At 56.7% G+C, this 15,934-nt stretch carries 15 protein-coding genes; 9 read left to right on the forward strand and 6 right to left on the reverse strand.

The features are described 5' to 3' along the window. Window positions 1–93 precede the first annotated feature (93 nt). Both ACR0KX_RS05850 and ACR0KX_RS05855 read right to left on the reverse strand, forming a co-directional pair. Window positions 94–876 (reverse strand): FkbM family methyltransferase, encoded by a 783-nt coding sequence (locus tag ACR0KX_RS05850; protein ID WP_170451405.1) that lies wholly within the window; start codon window positions 874–876, stop codon window positions 94–96. Next, window positions 863–1,969, reverse strand: a complete 1,107-nt coding sequence (locus ACR0KX_RS05855; RefSeq protein WP_170621634.1) for a glycosyltransferase family 4 protein — start codon at window positions 1,967–1,969, stop codon at window positions 863–865. The genes ACR0KX_RS05850 and ACR0KX_RS05855 overlap by 14 nt, the downstream gene beginning before the upstream one ends. A gap of 401 nt (window positions 1,970–2,370) precedes the next feature. Between ACR0KX_RS05855 and ACR0KX_RS05860 the strand changes: the two genes are divergently transcribed. The 4 genes from ACR0KX_RS05860 (at window position 2,371) to ACR0KX_RS05875 (ending at window position 8,011) form a co-directional block, all read left to right on the forward strand. After that, on the forward strand, window positions 2,371–4,233 hold the full coding sequence (locus tag ACR0KX_RS05860) for a glycosyltransferase family 2 protein (protein WP_480708051.1): 1,863 nt from the start codon (window positions 2,371–2,373) through the stop codon (window positions 4,231–4,233). A gap of 62 nt (window positions 4,234–4,295) precedes the next feature. After that, complete coding sequence (locus ACR0KX_RS05865) at window positions 4,296–4,991, forward strand: class I SAM-dependent methyltransferase (protein ID WP_480708053.1); 696 nt, start codon at window positions 4,296–4,298, stop codon at window positions 4,989–4,991. A gap of 31 nt (window positions 4,992–5,022) precedes the next feature. Then, the gene (locus tag ACR0KX_RS05870) at window positions 5,023–6,078 is read left to right on the forward strand and encodes a glycosyltransferase family 2 protein (protein ID WP_480708055.1); all 1,056 of its coding nucleotides are present in this window, start codon (window positions 5,023–5,025) and stop codon (window positions 6,076–6,078) included. Window positions 6,079–6,103: 25 nt separating this feature from the next. Continuing rightward, a complete protein-coding gene (locus ACR0KX_RS05875; RefSeq protein WP_170621636.1) occupies window positions 6,104–8,011 on the forward strand; it encodes an ATP-grasp fold amidoligase family protein in 1,908 nt (635 codons plus the stop codon). Window positions 8,012–8,021: 10 nt separating this feature from the next. Here the strand turns inward: ACR0KX_RS05875 and ACR0KX_RS05880 are convergent, their stop codons facing one another. Further along, complete coding sequence (locus ACR0KX_RS05880; protein WP_170451397.1) at window positions 8,022–8,327, reverse strand: DUF6476 family protein; 306 nt, start codon at window positions 8,325–8,327, stop codon at window positions 8,022–8,024. On the opposite strand from ACR0KX_RS05880, the gene ACR0KX_RS05885 reads away from it, so the two are divergent. The 4 genes from ACR0KX_RS05885 to ACR0KX_RS05900 all read left to right on the forward strand — a co-directional run bounded on the left by ACR0KX_RS05885 (window position 8,326) and on the right by ACR0KX_RS05900 (window position 11,861). Further along, window positions 8,326–9,360, forward strand: a complete 1,035-nt coding sequence (locus ACR0KX_RS05885) for an RluA family pseudouridine synthase (protein ID WP_480708057.1) — start codon at window positions 8,326–8,328, stop codon at window positions 9,358–9,360. The genes ACR0KX_RS05880 and ACR0KX_RS05885 overlap by 2 nt on opposite strands. Window positions 9,361–9,506: 146 nt before the next feature. Next, window positions 9,507–10,403, forward strand: coding sequence for an RNA polymerase sigma factor RpoH (gene rpoH, locus ACR0KX_RS05890; protein WP_170621638.1), 897 nt, complete (start codon window positions 9,507–9,509; stop codon window positions 10,401–10,403). A 144-nt stretch (window positions 10,404–10,547) separates the two neighbouring features. After that, window positions 10,548–11,522 carry a Gfo/Idh/MocA family protein gene (locus ACR0KX_RS05895; protein WP_170621639.1) on the forward strand — a complete coding sequence of 325 codons (975 nt, stop codon included), beginning with the start codon at window positions 10,548–10,550 and terminating at the stop codon, window positions 11,520–11,522. A gap of 69 nt (window positions 11,523–11,591) precedes the next feature. After that, window positions 11,592–11,861, forward strand: a complete 270-nt coding sequence (locus tag ACR0KX_RS05900; protein ID WP_170451390.1) for a DksA/TraR family C4-type zinc finger protein — start codon at window positions 11,592–11,594, stop codon at window positions 11,859–11,861. Window positions 11,862–11,941: 80 nt separating this feature from the next. On the opposite strand, the gene ACR0KX_RS05905 is transcribed toward ACR0KX_RS05900, so the two are convergent. After that, a complete protein-coding gene (locus ACR0KX_RS05905) occupies window positions 11,942–12,331 on the reverse strand; it encodes an ectoine synthase (protein WP_170451388.1) in 390 nt (129 codons plus the stop codon). Between the two features lie 17 nt (window positions 12,332–12,348). Further along, window positions 12,349–12,972, reverse strand: a complete 624-nt coding sequence (locus ACR0KX_RS05910; RefSeq protein ID WP_480708060.1) for an SDR family oxidoreductase — start codon at window positions 12,970–12,972, stop codon at window positions 12,349–12,351. A gap of 162 nt (window positions 12,973–13,134) precedes the next feature. Between ACR0KX_RS05910 and ACR0KX_RS05915 the strand changes: the two genes are divergently transcribed. After that, entirely contained in the window at window positions 13,135–14,013 is an 879-nt protein-coding gene (locus ACR0KX_RS05915) for a LysR substrate-binding domain-containing protein (protein ID WP_170621641.1), read from the forward strand. Between the two features lie 90 nt (window positions 14,014–14,103). On the opposite strand, the gene ACR0KX_RS05920 is transcribed toward ACR0KX_RS05915, so the two are convergent. Continuing rightward, window positions 14,104–15,924, reverse strand: coding sequence for a M3 family oligoendopeptidase (locus tag ACR0KX_RS05920; RefSeq protein ID WP_480708062.1), 1,821 nt, complete (start codon window positions 15,922–15,924; stop codon window positions 14,104–14,106). Window positions 15,925–15,934 lie beyond the last annotated feature (10 nt).

Consider the following 15,934-nt stretch of genomic DNA (forward strand, 5'->3'; position numbering starts at 1 on the left):
ATCCGAAGCATTGGACTTTCGGTGTGGTGCCGCGCTGCGTTGGTTCCTTCAGCTCGTCAACTGGTTTACCAAAGCTGCTTTGTGAACCAACGGCTACTCCAAATCGAACCACTTTGAGTCCCACCGAACGAACAGCAAATCACAATCGGGCGCGTCCCTGTCGACGGGGCGCAGAGCCTCTATCAATTCAAAGCCGTGTTTGCCCATCTCTGCCACAAAATCGCTGAACCGGTACCCGTCCTTGAAACGCCGTTTTACCGAGACCTCTGCAATGACGAAATCGGTCCGCTTCAAGGTTTCTTCGGCCCCTCGGATAACGGCGAGTTCATTGCCTTCCGTATCGATCTTCAGACCAAATCGGCCAAGAATGTCGGAGGTGTAGGAATCAAGGCGCCGTTTGTCCACGATGCGCTTTTCCATCTTCACGATGCGATTTTCATATTCCTCAGAGAAACCCGCGACACTCGCCAAAGATCGCCGTTTGCGATCCGTGGTGGGGATGATCAGTTCGGCCTGGCCTTCATCTGCGTCCAGCGCCACGATGTTGAGGTCATAATCGATACGCTCGCGCCATGGTGCAACCCGTTGGGCTGTTTCTTCAATCGGATCGAACAGGACGAACTTCTTGTCGGGGAAAGCCTCGTACAGGAAAGGGGTTCCGGCGTCCACGCCGACATCAAGGATCGTGTCCACATCAAAGCCGAAACTGCCAAGGTTCTTCGCAGTCACACCCCCGCTGATCACGGACAGACCCGCGCTGTTGAGCCTGCGCATGACGGGTCGGGGGCCGATAAAGTCGCCACTTTCAAATTCGACAACTTTCAGGCCGACAGACCGCAACAATCTACGAAACGAAAAAGCATCAATCTTTGGCATTCAGCAGCCCCATGGGTTTGGAAGTGGCCTGAGAAGCGGAAGCCTCATCTTCGATCATCGCGTCCCGTAACGCCCGGCTTTGCAATTCCGGCCGAATTGATACCGCATGATCCATACAGACCGCACGGATTTTCAGCAGGTCTTCGGGATCAAAATCGATCAGTTTACGCATTTGGAACATCATGCCGCGCGGATTTCCGTCTGCGTATAGGAACTCGTGCGCGGCGTCCGGAAGGTGGTCTCTAAGCGGTCTGACGTTCGGCCCGACAATGGGTAGGCCATAGGTCAGCGCCAGATTCACCGAACCCGACGTCAGAATTCGGCTGAATGGCGCGACGCAGGCATGGCTACCTGCAATAACATCGCGCAGGTCTTGGTCTGGCAGATACCTGTCGTGAAACCTGACATTGGGCATTTCCCGGATCGGTTGCTGTCCCTTGCGCTCGCCCGCGATAACGGCCCCTGCAATGTCCAGCTCCCACGCTTGATCCCGGATATAGAGCGATTTCAGCGCTTGCCACATAAACTGCCCGCCGCGATTTTCCTGCACTTTTCCGATATGAACAAACCTGCGGTGCTGGGATGGTGCGAGAGCGCCACGCCGCGCCAAAGTGTCTTCGGCCGGCTCGTAGACCCCCAGATAGCTTGGATGCGCGACCAGTAGGATTTTTTCCCAGGGTATTCCGTAAGTTTCGGTCATCAGCTCAACTGCATAAGGCGTATGCAAGTGAATTTTGTCTGCTTGCCGAACCAGCAGGGCGCGCCCTTCGTGGATGGTGTCCATGTCCCTCGCAGAATTGTGCGGGTGGAAGTTGTGAACGGTCCAAACGATCTTTACGCCTTTTTCTCTCAACGCCGCCAAACCTGCTTCGATCTTTGCAAAACGATCTTGAGCCGGGATGTCATTCCTGCTGCCGAACTCAACTGTCTCCCAATGTATCCAGTATATGTCACCCTTTTGCATAGGGGGCAGTTCACCAGCATAAAACGCCCTGAGCCGCACAACCCGGACATCGTAGCCTGAGAAACTGCTGTAAATCATGCTCTGATACGGATTGTTCCCCAGCGGCGCGTTGGAAAAAATCGTCGGCATTAACTCAATCCCTATTCAGGCCCTTAAAGCGCAACGCAAAGTCGTCGTCGCATTTACCTGTATCAACAATCCGCCTGCCGACCTCAACCAGTAAGGTCTGTGTGGTCGCATATCGGTTGCGCAAGGCAATGGACTGATCAGTTGCTGTGTACGATCACGTTGTTCGTGGTGCATGACGCGCCGGTCAAGTGGCAAGGCGCTTATTTGGAAAAGGGACAATTGTCGGGGCATCGTGTCCGTGCGATCACGTCTGCTCGCTTGCAAAGCCCCGTGCGGAACCGTAACAAAGCTGGGCGTTCAAGTTTGTCTGCAAGCGCCCGGCAAGGCCTGATATTGCAGGAACTCCAACGGTTCGGAATGAAGGTCACTGGTGATAGTTGATGAGACTTGTCGTATCCACGATGAAAGACGAAGGGCCGTTCATCCTGGAGTGGATAGCCTACTATATTTCAATCGGGTTCACGCATTTCATTGTCAACTCGAATGACTGTTCGGACGGTACGGACGCCATCCTGAAACGGTGTGAAGAGCTTGGGTTTCTGGCGCACATAGACAATCCGGGCCCGTGGGAGTTCGGGCCGCAGGCGTCGGCCTATTCAAATGCGATGCAGCATCCCTGGTACAAGGAAGCCGAGTGGATCATGGTGTGCGATGTGGATGAGTTTTTTGACATCCGCGTCGGCGACGGAACGTTGGATGACCTGTTTCAGGCGCAGCCGCATGCCGACGGGTTCGCGGCGCTTTGGCAGCTGTTTGGTCACAATGGGATCGTGGATTTTGAAGATCGCTTCATAACCGAACAGTTCACCAAAGCAGGCGAGCTGGGTGCGGTGCTGCCACAAAATCTGCGCGCGTTCAAATCTCTGATCCGAAACAACGGATCGTATTATGCGCTCAATACGCACCGTCCTCGTGGACCTGTTCGTGGCAAGGCAGAGCGCTTTGCCTGGATTGACGGGGACGGGGATCCTTTGCCGCCCGCGATGCGGCGCAGGGGCTGGGCCTTTTCCACCACCGGTGCAGGGTTCGGGGGCAACTTGTTCCGCATGAACCACTATGCGGTGCGGTCCATTGAAAGCTACCTGATGAAGCGCGTACGGGGTGACGTGAATACCACGGCCTTTCATCCGAAGATGGAGGCGACCGGGCAGGCGTATTGGCATTTGCACTGCTATAACGAGGTTGAAGAAACCTCGATCCTGTCAAAGGTTGCGCGTCTTCGTGAAACCTTTGATCGGCTGCGGTCGGACACTGTTCTGGATGAATTGCACCAGCAAGCGGTGGCATTCCACAAGGATCGGATCTCGGTCATTCGGGAAACCGAAGCTGCAAGCAGTTTTATAAAGAAATACAGGAACTTCAAAGGCGGGCAGAATGTGAAAGCGCTGGATCTGGGGGTTATTGAAGAGGCCAATATTTCCTTTGATCCTACGATGTACAAAGATCCAAACGTTACATTTGCTCAGGTCGCCAAGTGGAACCGCATTGGGCAAATGGCGAAAGCGCAGAACTCGAAACCAAAGAATTATCCGTGGTTTGTGCGACTGGATGCTCTGGAGACGCCGCTACAGTATGAAGAGGCTGCCGCGCAGCACGCGATCATCACCGAACCAACACAGGTTTCTGTGCCCTTTGATCCCAAGGATTCCTGCCATCTGCCTATTGCTTCGCCCGAAATCGCAAGAACGGCAGAGCAGCGGCGAGATTTCTTGCAGTCAATTAGTGGGAAGAAAAATTGGGTTCTCATTGGGCAGGTTGAAACTGAAATCGTTGAAGAGATTCTTGCCTTACAGTCGGTTGCAAGGCTGACGATCCTGGCACCTTGGGGGTTGTCGTGGGACGGCTACGCTTGTGATGACACAACGCAGAACCCGGACCTTCAGGCAATGGACCGCGCGTTCTACGCATTTTTGGAGTTTTTTCGTGAACCAATTCTAGCAGGGCGATTGCGTATCTACCGTGCGATGCCACAACTGATGCTTAAATTCTTCAAAAATGAATCTGTTGGTGTTGCGATCATTAGGGGTGTGCGCTCTGAACGTATCACGAACCAATTGTTACGCCGGATTGACCGCGTCCTCGCCCCCGGTGGAAGCATCGCTTTCACGACCTATCGGCGCCGTGGGGGTGGGTCCTATGCTGGGATGAACGCGGCCATCAACAGCTTTTTGGGGCAGAATGCGACCCGTTATAGGGTGACCAGTCTGCAACCACCGTGGCTTGGGATCGACAAGTTACCGCCACTTAACGCAGAAGAGACTTAGCTTCTGGCTCTTGTCTTGTTGGCGTGGTAGCCATTGCTCAATGAACAAAACGGGTTCTGTGTGTGACTGAAACCCGTCTGCCAAGCGAGGTCGAGATGTCAAACGAACCCAAGGTCATAGGTGCAGCACCCGGAAGCCCGCTGAAACCGAAGGCGGACAAGGCGACCAAGCGCAAGAATTCGAAAGAGGCCATCCGACGGACCTTTCTTTCAAGGCTGCCCAAGGGTGGCGTCGCGGTTGAGATTGGCGTCTGGCAGGGCGAGTTTTCTCCGACCATTCTGAAACTGATCGAGCCAAGTCAGTTGTTCCTGATCGACCCGTGGAAGCACATTGGCGAAGAATCCCATACAACCGCGTTTGTTGGCCGGACCGAAGACGAGAAGATGGAAGCGATCTTCCAAAAGGTCGTGAAGGCGTTCGAGGCCGAGATCGAAGAGGGCAAGGTTGGCATCATTCGCGATTTCTCGGTTCCCGCGCTGGAACTGTTTGAAGAAAAGAGTATCTCGTTCGCCTATGTCGACGGCGATCATTCCTACGAGGGGGTCTCGGCAGATCTGGCCGCGCTGTTCCCCAAGATGAAGATCGGCGGGATCATGGCGTTTGATGACTATCACCGCCGTGGCTGGTGGGGGGACGGGGTGATCCGTGCCGTGAACGAATTCCTGGGCCAGTATCCGCGCCACTTGCGTATCCGGGCCATCGCAGGCGCACAGATCGCGATCGAGAAGATCGAGCCTCAGGATGACAGCAAAGGCTGATCTGACCCAGTTTTGAGACCGAGCGCATCAGATGCAAAACCCTGAAAAAATCGTCATCACCGCCATGAAGAATGAGGGGCCTTACATTCTTGAATGGGTGGCCCATCACAAAGTGCTCGGCTTTGACAAGATCATCGTCTACACCAACGATTGCTCGGACGGGACAAATCGCATCCTGCGACGGCTGCAAGAGCTCGGGCATGTCGAGTTTCGCCGCAACCGGGTCGGCGTCGGAGGGATTCACCGGTCTGCCCTTCGGCAGGCGCGTCGATTGCCGGTGGTGAAAGAGGCAAAGTGGATCTATGTCTGCGATGCTGACGAGTTTCTGAATATCCATGTCGGTAACCACAAGGTCGACGACCTGATCGAGGCGACCCCGGATGTGGATGTTATCTCGATCCCGTGGAAGATATTCTCGAACAATGGTCGTCATGTGTTGCGGGATTCTCCGGTTACGGCACAGTTTCTTGACGGCGAACTGGATTTTGAACAGGGCGGGGCCGGGCGGCGATTTGTAAAGTCGATCTTCCGGCAGGGGGAGTTTTATAACCGCTTCGGTCTGCACAACCCACATCCCAGGCCCGAGTTCCAGTCCAGCGTGTTCCGCTCTGTGCCGGGGGGGCATGCCAGGGAACCCGCGCCCTTCGGAAACCACGTCTCGCCGCCGTTTGGCTTTGAGGTCGCGCAGATCAACCACTATGCCGTGCGCTCGACCCAAGCATATCTGGCAAAACGCAGCCGCGGCCGGGCGAACCATTCGTCTCAGACCCTTGGAACCGAATACTGGGATCGCTGGAACCGAGGTGGATCGCGCGATGAAACCATTCTGTGCTATCAGGATGAAACGGCAGAGATGCTGAAGCAGTTCAAATCGGACGAGGTGCTGCAGCGGTTGCATCGCAGGGCGTTTCGCTGGCACAAAGACCTTATTTCCGACCTTATGAAGGTTCCGGATTATAATGAACTGTATCAACGGCTTGTGGAGCGACCCGCAGCCAGCTTTGTTGAACAGGATCGTGGCGTACGCGAGCGCGTCAGAAGCGAACCTTTGCCGCGCCCGTCTGATCAAAATCAACCGGATATGTGATTAAAGACCCCGGAGAATCGAATTAATGGTTGTCGACAACAAGCTTCCGACGGTTGGAATGCTCTGGCTGGAAGGACCGCTGAGTTTTCTCGAGCAGATGTGCCTGCTGTCCTTTGTGGCGAACGGACACAAAGTGGTGCTGTTCCACTATGGCGAGGTCGAAAACGTACCCGAAGGTATCGAGCTGGTGTCGGCAAATGAAATTCACGAGCCGCAGCAATTCATCATGAACAACCAGTTCAAAACTCCGGTCCCGCAGTCGGATATCTTCCGGCTGCAACTTATGAAGAAAACCGATTTTCTGTGGTGCGATACGGATGTAATCTCGCTGGCCCCGATCCCGAAAGCGGATCATATTTTTGGGTATTTCAACAATACCACGATCTGCAACGCGATCATGCGGTTGCCATCTGACAGTCCGGCATTGCGGGGTTACACTGAATACAGCCTTGATCCGTTCCCGATCCGCCCGTGGATCGAGGGTGAAGAGCGGGAAGAGCTGGAACGCCAGAAACGCACCGGTGAGCTGCCTCATGCGTCGGAACAAGCGCACAGTGTGTATGGGCCAGGCGTGCTGACATGGTTCCTGAGGCACCATGGTGAGATTGAACACGCGAGCCCTGTTTCGGTTTTCTATCCCCTTCCGTTCCGGCACACGGGGCAGGCGAACGATATTTCCGCGCGCGAGTTCCGACGGAAGTATCTAACGGACGAAACCCTTGCTGTGCATCTTTGGGGCCGTCGGATGCGGTGGTGGATCGCCAAAGGAATTAACCGTCATTCGTTTTTGGATCGGCGATTGCGGGGATTGGGCATCCGCCCGGCGGATGCGCCTTTGCCGAGAAAGGGCAAGGGCGCTCCGAAGAAGATCGTGTTTCCGGGTGACCTGCCTGAACTGCGCATCAGCAAGGAAGAGATCAGTGCATCCACCAAAGGTGTTATGTCCGTTGCGCAGGTTTCCAATTCGGAACAGTATCTTAAGGTCGCTCAGCTTGAACTGGACAAGATCAGAGAGCGCGGTCTCTACGGTGTGAACAGCGAGCCGCGCGCAGGACACCGACGGGGCTGGGATCATTATCAAAGCGACGTGTCCCGCATGCATGCCTTGTCGATGTCCTTATCGCGCTTTGCCAACAACCAGCGCTATTTGCCGGACTTGTCCAACCCGAAGACCGTGACGGAAAAACTGTTGGTCATGAAGCTGTTTGCCGAGATGCCGGTTGTCTCTGCCGCGGATAAGCTGACTGCTGAAAGATATGTGCCGGACACCGCCAGACATCTTCTAACCCCTGTCAAACGGTACTGGAATTCACCAACGCCAGAGTTGCCGGCGGATATTGATCTGGAACCGGGTAGCTATTGGCTAAAGTGCAACAATGGTCAGGGTCAAAATCATCGTATGACCTGGCCCATGACCGCCGAAGAACATGATCTGGCCAACGAAAAGCTTGTCAACTGGAGCAAAAAGCCGGTCCCGCACGGATATTGGGCGGCCGAATGGTGGTATTCGACCATAGACACGCAATATTTCATCGAAGAAGACCTTGCCGCCGAAGGCGAGGATATCATCGACTGGAAATTCTGGGTTGTCGCCGGGCGGGTGCAGCTTGTTCAGGTCGACCGGGATCGGTCTCGTGGGCATGTGCAGATGATCCATGACCGGGACTTCAACTTCATTCCCAAAGAGTTGTATTTCAAAACCAGTGAAGACACCGAGCCAAGGCCCGAACGGTTTGACGACATGGTTCAGATCGCCGAAGCGATTGGTCAGCGGGTCGAATTTGCGCGGGTGGATCTCTATGCGATTGGCGACAAGATTTACCTTGGTGAAATCACGCTCTGCCCCTTTGGCGGCAAGCGTCAGATGCGCACGCCCGAGTTGGACGCGCAGTTGGGCGAGGCGTGGACGGGGACACGTTTGTTCCCGACCTAAAATCGCGGGTTTATTCGACCGTGATTTCCTGACGCAACCGGCCAGTTGTCTTGTCGAAAATCAGAATGCGATTGTCATCGGTCACCACCGCGTACCAGTTGTTGCCAATCGTGACCGACTGCGCCCTTGCACCATCGGGCAATTCGACCTGATCGGGCAGGGTGGGGGTGCGGTCCGTTAAGCGGATGACAATCAGTGCGAATGTCACTAGAACCCCGCCAATCATCACCGCGGTCAGCAGCATGACCATGCGCCGCAGCAATCGCAGTTGTGGCGTCTCTTGCGGTTCGTCTTGGGGGTCGGAAGGAACAGTCATGGGCACCCGCCAGATAGAGTTTCAGATCGCGGCCGATCCGCCGCCCCGCCTTGATAAGGCGCTTTCGCGGGATGTGCCAGCCGATGAGAACCTGTCGCGCACCCGATTGGCGCGTTTGATTGAAGAGGGCGCGGTGTCCATTGACGGGGTCACGATTCTCGATCCGAAATACAAAGTACCCGAAGGTGCTACGGTGGCCATCACCGTCGCCGAAGCCGAAGACAGCCATATCGGCCCCGAGGATATTCCGCTGCAGGTTGTCTATGAGGACGCAGACCTGATCGTGATCAACAAACCGGCAGGCATGGTGGTGCATCCGGCGCCGGGCTCGCCCAATGGAACGCTGGTCAACGCTCTGTTGCACCATTGCGGCAAGGATCTTTCCGGGGTCGGTGGCGTCAAACGCCCCGGCATCGTTCATAGAATAGATAAAGAAACCAGCGGCTTGCTGGTCGTCGCTAAATCAGATGCGGCACATCACGGGCTGGCCGCTCAGTTCGAGTCGCATAGCGTCGAGCGTTACTATCGCGCCATTTGCTACGGGGTGCCCGATGCCAATGATCCGCGTCTGCGTGGGGCGAAGGGGGTCAGCTTCGAACCCGGCAACATCATGCGTTTGACGACTCAGTTGGCGCGGCACAAGACGGATCGGCAAAGACAGGCTGTGCTGTTCCATGGCGGGCGGCACGCCGTGACACGGGCACGGGTTGTCGAGACGTTTGGCGCTCCTGCAGGGTTGGCGCTGATCGAATGCTGGCTGGAAACCGGTCGGACACATCAGATCAGGGTTCACATGGCCCATGCCGGGCACGGGCTGGTCGGAGACCCGGTCTATGGCGGCAAGCGCAAACCGGCGGCAAAAGCCTTTAGCCCGATGACTGCCGAAGCCGTGCGCGCCTTTCCGCGACAGGCGCTTCATGCCGCTGTTTTGGGCTTTGAACACCCTGTAACGGGCGAAAACCTGCGGTTTGAGGCCGAATTGCCCGCCGACATGCAGAATTTGATCGACACTCTGCGCACACCGCTGACATAATCCGCAAACTGTCGTGAGTAAGGCTTTCTTATCTTTCCTTTACCTAAGCTTAATTCCAAACTGTTAACGGTACCTCTTGAAAGGGGTGGGTTCCTTACCTATCTCCTATGTTAAAGACTTAAACATTTGTCGGAGGGACATCATACATGGCCAATTACGCAAATCTCCCCGCACCGACGCCCGAGGGCGGCCTGAACCGCTATATGCAGGAAATCCGCAAGTTTCCTCTGCTTGAGCCGGAAGAAGAATACATGCTGGCCAAGCGTTGGGTCGAAGAGCAGGACACTGAATCCGCGCATAAAATGGTGACATCGCACCTGCGCCTGGCGGCCAAAATCGCCATGGGCTATCGCGGCTATGGCCTGCCGCAGGCCGAAGTGATTTCCGAAGCGAACGTAGGCCTGATGCAGGCCGTCAAACGGTTCGACCCGGAAAAGGGTTTCCGCCTTGCCACCTATGCAATGTGGTGGATCCGCGCCTCGATCCAGGAATACATCCTGCGGTCCTGGTCGCTGGTCAAGCTGGGCACGACCTCGGCGCAGAAAAAGCTGTTCTTCAACCTGCGCAAGGCCAAGGCCCGCATTGGTGCGCTGGAAGAGGGCGATCTGCGCCCCGAGAATGTCGCGCAGATTGCCAATGATCTGGGCGTGACCGAAGAAGAAGTGATCAGCATGAACCGCCGGATGTCGGGCGGCGATGCCTCGCTGAACGCGACCGTCGGATCCGAAGGCGAAGGTACCATGCAATGGCAGGACTGGCTTGAGGATGAAGACGCAGATCAGGCCGGTGATTATGAGGCGCGCGATGAACTGGACGCGCGGCGCGAGTTGCTGGCAGCCGCTTTGGAAGTTCTGAATGATCGCGAGAAGGACATTCTGACTCAACGCCGGTTGATGGATCAGCCCGTTACATTGGAAGAGCTGAGCACACACTACAATGTCAGCCGCGAACGCATCCGCCAGATCGAGGTGCGCGCCTTTGAAAAGCTGCAGAAGAAGATGCGCGATTTGGCGCGCGAGAAGGGTATGCTCGGCACTGTCTGAACGGGCTGCTTGTGAACAGGATGACCGGCTCAACCCTGTTGGGCCGGTTTTCTTTTGGCTGATCCCGGCGAAACCTGCATGACAGCGCAACCTTCTGCCGTTAAGTAGAACCCAACTTTGGTTGCGCTAACGGCGGAGGGGGAAATGCAGAAACCGGTTCGATGGGGCGTTCTTGGGGCCTCGAAATTTGCGCGTCAGTATCTGGCCCCGGCGATCCACGCGGCGGACGGTGCGCAGCTTTACGGGCTGGCGACCTCGGATCCTGCGAAGGCCACTCCGTTTCAGGCGTTCTGTCCGGATCTGAACGTTTATGACAGCTACGAGGCGATACTGGCGGACCCGCAGATCGATGCGGTTTATATCCCTCTGCCAAACCACCTGCATGTAGAATGGAGCCTGAAGGCGCTGGATGCGGGCAAGCATGTGCTGTGCGAAAAGCCCATGACCATGCGCGCTGATGAGTTCGACGCTTTGATTGACAAGCGCGACCAGACCGGTCTGCTGGCGGCTGAGGCTTATATGGTCGTCCACCACCCGCAGTGGCAGTTGACCCGCAAGCTGATCGCCGACGGGGCCATTGGCAAACTGGCGCATGTGACCGGCGCGTTCAGCTTTGATAACCGCGCGGACACTGGAAACATCCGCAACAAGGCGGAAACGGGCGGGGGTGGCCTGCGGGATATCGGCGTTTACGTGATCGGCTCGACGCGCTTCGCGACAGGGCAGGAGCCGGGCAGCGTTCAATCTGCGATCCGTTGGGAAAACGGGATTGATGCCTTCACTGAGATTCGGGCGCAATTCCCCGACTTCACCTATTCGGCCTATGTCTCGATCCGGATGCACCCGCATCAAGAGATGGTGTTTCACGGCGAAGGCGGCGTGATCCGCCTGACCGCCCCGTTCAACGCGCGGGTCTTTGGCGAGGCGCGGGTTGAACTGCACCGCCCCGGGCTTGAGGTGCAGGTCACGCGTTTTCCGGGCGACGATCACTACAAACTGCAGATCGAGGCGTTTTGTCGATCCGTGCGCGAGGGTGTCGATTACCCTTGCCCGCTGGAATTCTCGCACGGGACGCAACAGATGATCGATCAGGTGTTTGACGGGGCAGTGGCCCTGTAACTTGCCTCCATAACTTGCCATAGGCGCTGGCTCGGTTATCCTGTCACCCTTCGGAACAGGAGAGGACCCATGGCAGGCGGCTGGGCACGCGACGGTGCGGTAAGCGAACAGATCGAGGCGTCGATTTCTGACGAACTGGCCCGGATGCAGGCGCAAAAGCGACCCGAGGGCGAAAGCCTGACCCATTGCGCGGAGTGCGAGGAACCGATCCCCGAGAAACGTCGCGCCGCGCTGCCGGGTGTGAAGCTGTGTCTGGAGTGCCAGCAGGAGCGGGACAGCAGTTTCAAGTCGCGCGGCGGGATCAATCGGCGGGGGTCCAAGGATAGCCAGTTAAAGTGACCTGTGTTGTGGCTGCTTTGACCCCATCTCAGCCGATGTTGCAATTTGCATAAATCGCGGACCTGCCCGAAACATTGCTGTCAGGATTCATCTAACGCATAACTGCCGTCTTCGCGGTGCACTTCTCGCCCGCTGAGGGGCGGGGTAAAGACGCAGACCAGTCGCAGATCACCATCTGTGGCGCGCACGATGTGCCGGTCATGCTGATCCAGGGCATATAGGGTAAATGGTTCAAGCGGATGCCAGGTTTCGTCGTTGAACGCCCTGATCTGGCCCCTGCCTTCGATGCAATAACACGCCTCCAGATGATGGGTGTATTCAAGCTCAAGCTCGGCACCCTTCTTGATAATCGTATCCGTCAGCGTAAATCCCATGCCGTCAGATGCCAGCAATAGCCGCCGGCTTTTCCACCCCGGGCCGGAAACGTCCCGATCTGTGCCAAGGATATCTTTGAGCGTCTTTACAATCATCTTTCGCCGCCTCGTTGTTATCGTACCGCGCGGTTCATCCCGCCGTCGGACAGTATACTCTGACCATTAATGTATCTGGCCCCCTCGCTGGCGAGAAATACGCAGGCCTGTCCAATCTCCTCGAATGTCGCGGGACGCTGCGCGGGGATTTCCCGGCGGGCCCGTTCGGACAGGTTCACGTTCTCGCAGAATCCCGGCAGCAGATTGTTCATGCGAATGTTGTGCCGTGCATAGCGGTCGCCGTAAAGCTTTGAGAAACTGTGCAGAGCACCGCGCAGCATGCTCATGGGGTAGGGCGCACGCGGCTCGATCGTGTTCATGGACGAGATGTTCACGAATGCACCGCCGCCCTGTTCGATCAGGATGGGCGTGACGATGCGGGCGATCTTGACGACGTTCAGCACATACATGTCCAGACTTTCGTGCCAAAGCTCATCGCTCAGCTCCAACAGTGGCCCGTCAAAATCAGGATCGAAGCCCACGGTTTTGATGGCTTCCGGAACCGTCCCGCCATGACCCATATTGCTGACGATGGCATCGATCCTGCCATACTTGCTCATGGTTGTGTCGATCATTGCCTGCAGATCATCGATATCCAGCACCGAGCCTCGGCGGCCAATGCCGCCAAGTTCTTCGGCCAATGCCTTGTCCGGTCCCTGTCATAAGTGCAACTTTGACGTCAGCCATAGTGTGTCCTTCCCGTGCGAAAGTTGTGTGAGGTTTTTTGAGTTAACGGCAGAATAACCCTGCAGGTTTAAGCGGACCTATCGAGTTTATCGGGCATAGCTGTTAGGTTTCCTCACATGACGGAAAACCTCAGACACCTGCGCGCGCTTCAGGCCTTTGACGAAACCGCAACCCATTCGAGCCTGTCCAAGGCCGCAGATGCGCTGAACGTCACGCACGGGGCGATCAGTCGGCAGATCAAACTGCTGGAACTGCATCTGGGTGTGACGCTCTTTCACCGTCGCCCGAATGGCGTTGAACTGACCAAGGCCGGGGAACGTCTGTACCAGTCGACACGCGGGGCGTTTTCCACGTTGCAACTGGGCGTGGCCGAGGTGAAGCGGCTGCATCACCGCCAGTCGATCACTGTGTCTTTGTCCACGTCGCTGGCGCTCAAATGGCTTGTGCCGCTGCTTGGTTCGTTTCAGCAGGAACATTCGGGGATCGCGTTGTTGCTGGATACAAACGATGTCTTTGCGGATTTCGATAGATCCGAGGTCGATGTCGCCCTGCGGTTTGGGGAGCCCGGTTGGGACGGGCTGTATCATGAGCAAATCAGGCAAGAAGACCTGATTGTCGTGGCCGCGCCGTCCCTTGTTGGGAAAACGCGCCTGCCGATGCGGCCCGAGGATGTGGCGGACCTGCCTTTATTGCACGATGCCTTCAATGTCGGCTGGGAAAGCTGGGCCGCACAAGTCGGGTTGAACCCTGATCGGATCAACGCGCAGAGCATCAAATACGTGGACAGTGCTGTTTTGTTAGAGGCGGCGATAGACGGACAAGGCGTGGCGCTGGCCAGACATCTTTTGGCAGAAAGGGATTTGAACCTTGGCCGATTGATCCGCCTTGATGAAAGCCGTGTTCCTCTGGATCGCGGGCTCTACTTTGTCTGCCGCCTCGGCGATCAGGAGAGGGTCACGGTGAGAATATTCAAGAAGTGGCTCATGTCCCTTTGATCACCGGGCTCCTATCGAAGCCCGGAGATTGTGGTCAAAAAAAACGCATTGTTGCGCAAAGCGTGGCAGTCAATCCTTTGAAGGGCCGCTTTAGCCCTCCATCGCCTCCAATTCATCGATGAAGCCCGAGATCATCGACAGGCCTTTGTCCCAGAACTTCGGATCGCTCGCGTCCAGCCCAAACGGGGCCAGCAATTCCTTGTGATGTTTCGACCCACCAGCGCGCAGCATCTCGAAATACTTGTCCTCGAACCCCTCGGCACCGCTTTCGTAAACAGAATAGAGCGCGTTCACGAGGCCGTCGCCAAAGGCATAGGCGTAGACGTAGAAGGGCGAGTGGACGAAGTGGGGGATATAGGCCCAGAAGGTCTCGTACCCTTCCATAAATTCAAATGCCGGGCCGAGGCTTTCGGCCTGAACGCTCATCCACAGGGCATTGATGTCATCCGGGGTCAACTCGCCTTCGCGGCGGGCGGCGTGCAGTTTGCATTCGAAATCGTAGAAGGCGATCTGGCGGACCACCGTGTTGATCATATCCTCGACCTTGCCGGCCAGCAGTACCTTGCGTTGCTCGGGCGTTTCGGCCTGATCCAGCATTTTGCGGAAGGTCAGCATTTCGCCAAACACCGACGCCGTTTCAGCCAATGTCAGCGGCGTCGAGGACAGCATCTCACCCTGATCGGCGGCCAGAACCTGATGCACGCCGTGGCCCAGCTCATGCGCCAGGGTCATCACGTCGCGCGGTTTGCCCAGATAGTTCAGCATCACATAAGGGTGCACGTCGGTCACGGTCGGATGCGCAAAGGCGCCGGGCGCCTTACCCGGTTTCACCGCTGCATCGATCCAGCCTTTCGAAAAGAAGGGCGAGGCGATCTCTCCCATACGCGGATCAAACGCGTTGTAGGCGTCCATAACAGTCTTTTCGGCCTCATCCCATCCAACGATGCGGGTGTCTTCCATCGGCAGGGGCGCGTTGCGATCCCAGACCTGCATGACGTCCAGACCCAGCCATTTGCGTTTCAACTCATAGTAGCGATGGCTGAGTTTGGGGTAGGCGGCCACGACGGCCTCGCGCAGGGCCTCGACCACTTCGGGTTCGACATCGTTCGACAGGTGGCGACCGGTTTGAGCCGTCGGCATGTTGCGCCAGCGGTCTAGGATCTCTTTCTCCTTGGCCTGCGTGTTGTGCACACGGGCGAAGGTTTTGATGTTGTGCTGAAACACCGTCGCCAATTCCCGCGCCGCCGCCTCGCGTTTGCTGCGGTCCTGTTCGGTCAGCAGGTTCAGGGTGCCCTCGATATTCAGTTCTTCGCCGTCAACGGTGAAGGTGAGGCCAGCGATGGTTTCGTCGAACAGGCGTTCCCATGCGTCACCGACGACGCCCAGATCATGCAGAAACTTTTCCAGTTCGTCGGACAGTTGATAGGGTTTCATCGCGCGAATGCGGCGGAAGACCGGCTCGTACCGGGCCAGATCGGCATTGGCGTCGAAATGCGCCTTCAGCACATCGTCGTCGATGCGGTTAAGTTCCAGCGTGAAGAAGACCAGCGGCGTGGTGAAGATCGTGATCTTTTCTTGCATGTCCGACAGGAATTTGGCGCGGTCGGCATCGGTGGTCAGCTGGTAATAGCGCAAGCCCGCGAAGGACATGATCCGCCCGGCGATCGCGTTGATCTTTTCGTTGCGCAGCACGCAGGTCAGCAGGCCGTTGGCGTCCAGTTCGGCCAGCTTGCCTTCGTAGTCCGCAGCAAAAGACGCACATTCGCCTTCCAGCCATCCCAGATCGCGATCCAGCTCGGGCGCGTCTTCTGCGGTGTAGAGATCGCTCAGATCCCATTCCGGCAAGTTGCCCAGATTGTCGGCACCGCCGACGGCATTCGCATCACGGACGGGAAAGGGAAGGTCGCGCATAGATCACCTT

This window comes from Ruegeria sp. BG5 (assembly GCF_056538425.1).

Coding starts and splice junctions, on each gene's coding strand:
- ACR0KX_RS05850 (WP_170451405.1), bottom strand. CDS start 876: ATGCCAAAGATTGATGCTTTTTCGTTTCGTAGATTGTTGCGGTCTGTC.
- ACR0KX_RS05855 (WP_170621634.1), bottom strand. CDS start 1,969: ATGCCGACGATTTTTTCCAACGCGCCGCTGGGGAACAATCCGTATCAG.
- ACR0KX_RS05860 (WP_480708051.1), top strand. CDS start 2,371: ATGAAAGACGAAGGGCCGTTCATCCTGGAGTGGATAGCCTACTATATT.
- ACR0KX_RS05870 (WP_480708055.1), top strand. CDS start 5,023: ATGCAAAACCCTGAAAAAATCGTCATCACCGCCATGAAGAATGAGGGG.
- ACR0KX_RS05875 (WP_170621636.1), top strand. CDS start 6,104: ATGGTTGTCGACAACAAGCTTCCGACGGTTGGAATGCTCTGGCTGGAA.
- ACR0KX_RS05885 (WP_480708057.1), top strand. CDS start 8,326: ATGGGCACCCGCCAGATAGAGTTTCAGATCGCGGCCGATCCGCCGCCC.
- ACR0KX_RS05880 (WP_170451397.1), bottom strand. CDS start 8,327: ATGACTGTTCCTTCCGACCCCCAAGACGAACCGCAAGAGACGCCACAA.
- rpoH (WP_170621638.1), top strand. CDS start 9,507: ATGGCCAATTACGCAAATCTCCCCGCACCGACGCCCGAGGGCGGCCTG.
- ACR0KX_RS05895 (WP_170621639.1), top strand. CDS start 10,548: ATGCAGAAACCGGTTCGATGGGGCGTTCTTGGGGCCTCGAAATTTGCG.
- ACR0KX_RS05900 (WP_170451390.1), top strand. CDS start 11,592: ATGGCAGGCGGCTGGGCACGCGACGGTGCGGTAAGCGAACAGATCGAG.
- ACR0KX_RS05905 (WP_170451388.1), bottom strand. CDS start 12,331: ATGATTGTAAAGACGCTCAAAGATATCCTTGGCACAGATCGGGACGTT.
- ACR0KX_RS05915 (WP_170621641.1), top strand. CDS start 13,135: ATGACGGAAAACCTCAGACACCTGCGCGCGCTTCAGGCCTTTGACGAA.
- ACR0KX_RS05920 (WP_480708062.1), bottom strand. CDS start 15,924: ATGCGCGACCTTCCCTTTCCCGTCCGTGATGCGAATGCCGTCGGCGGT.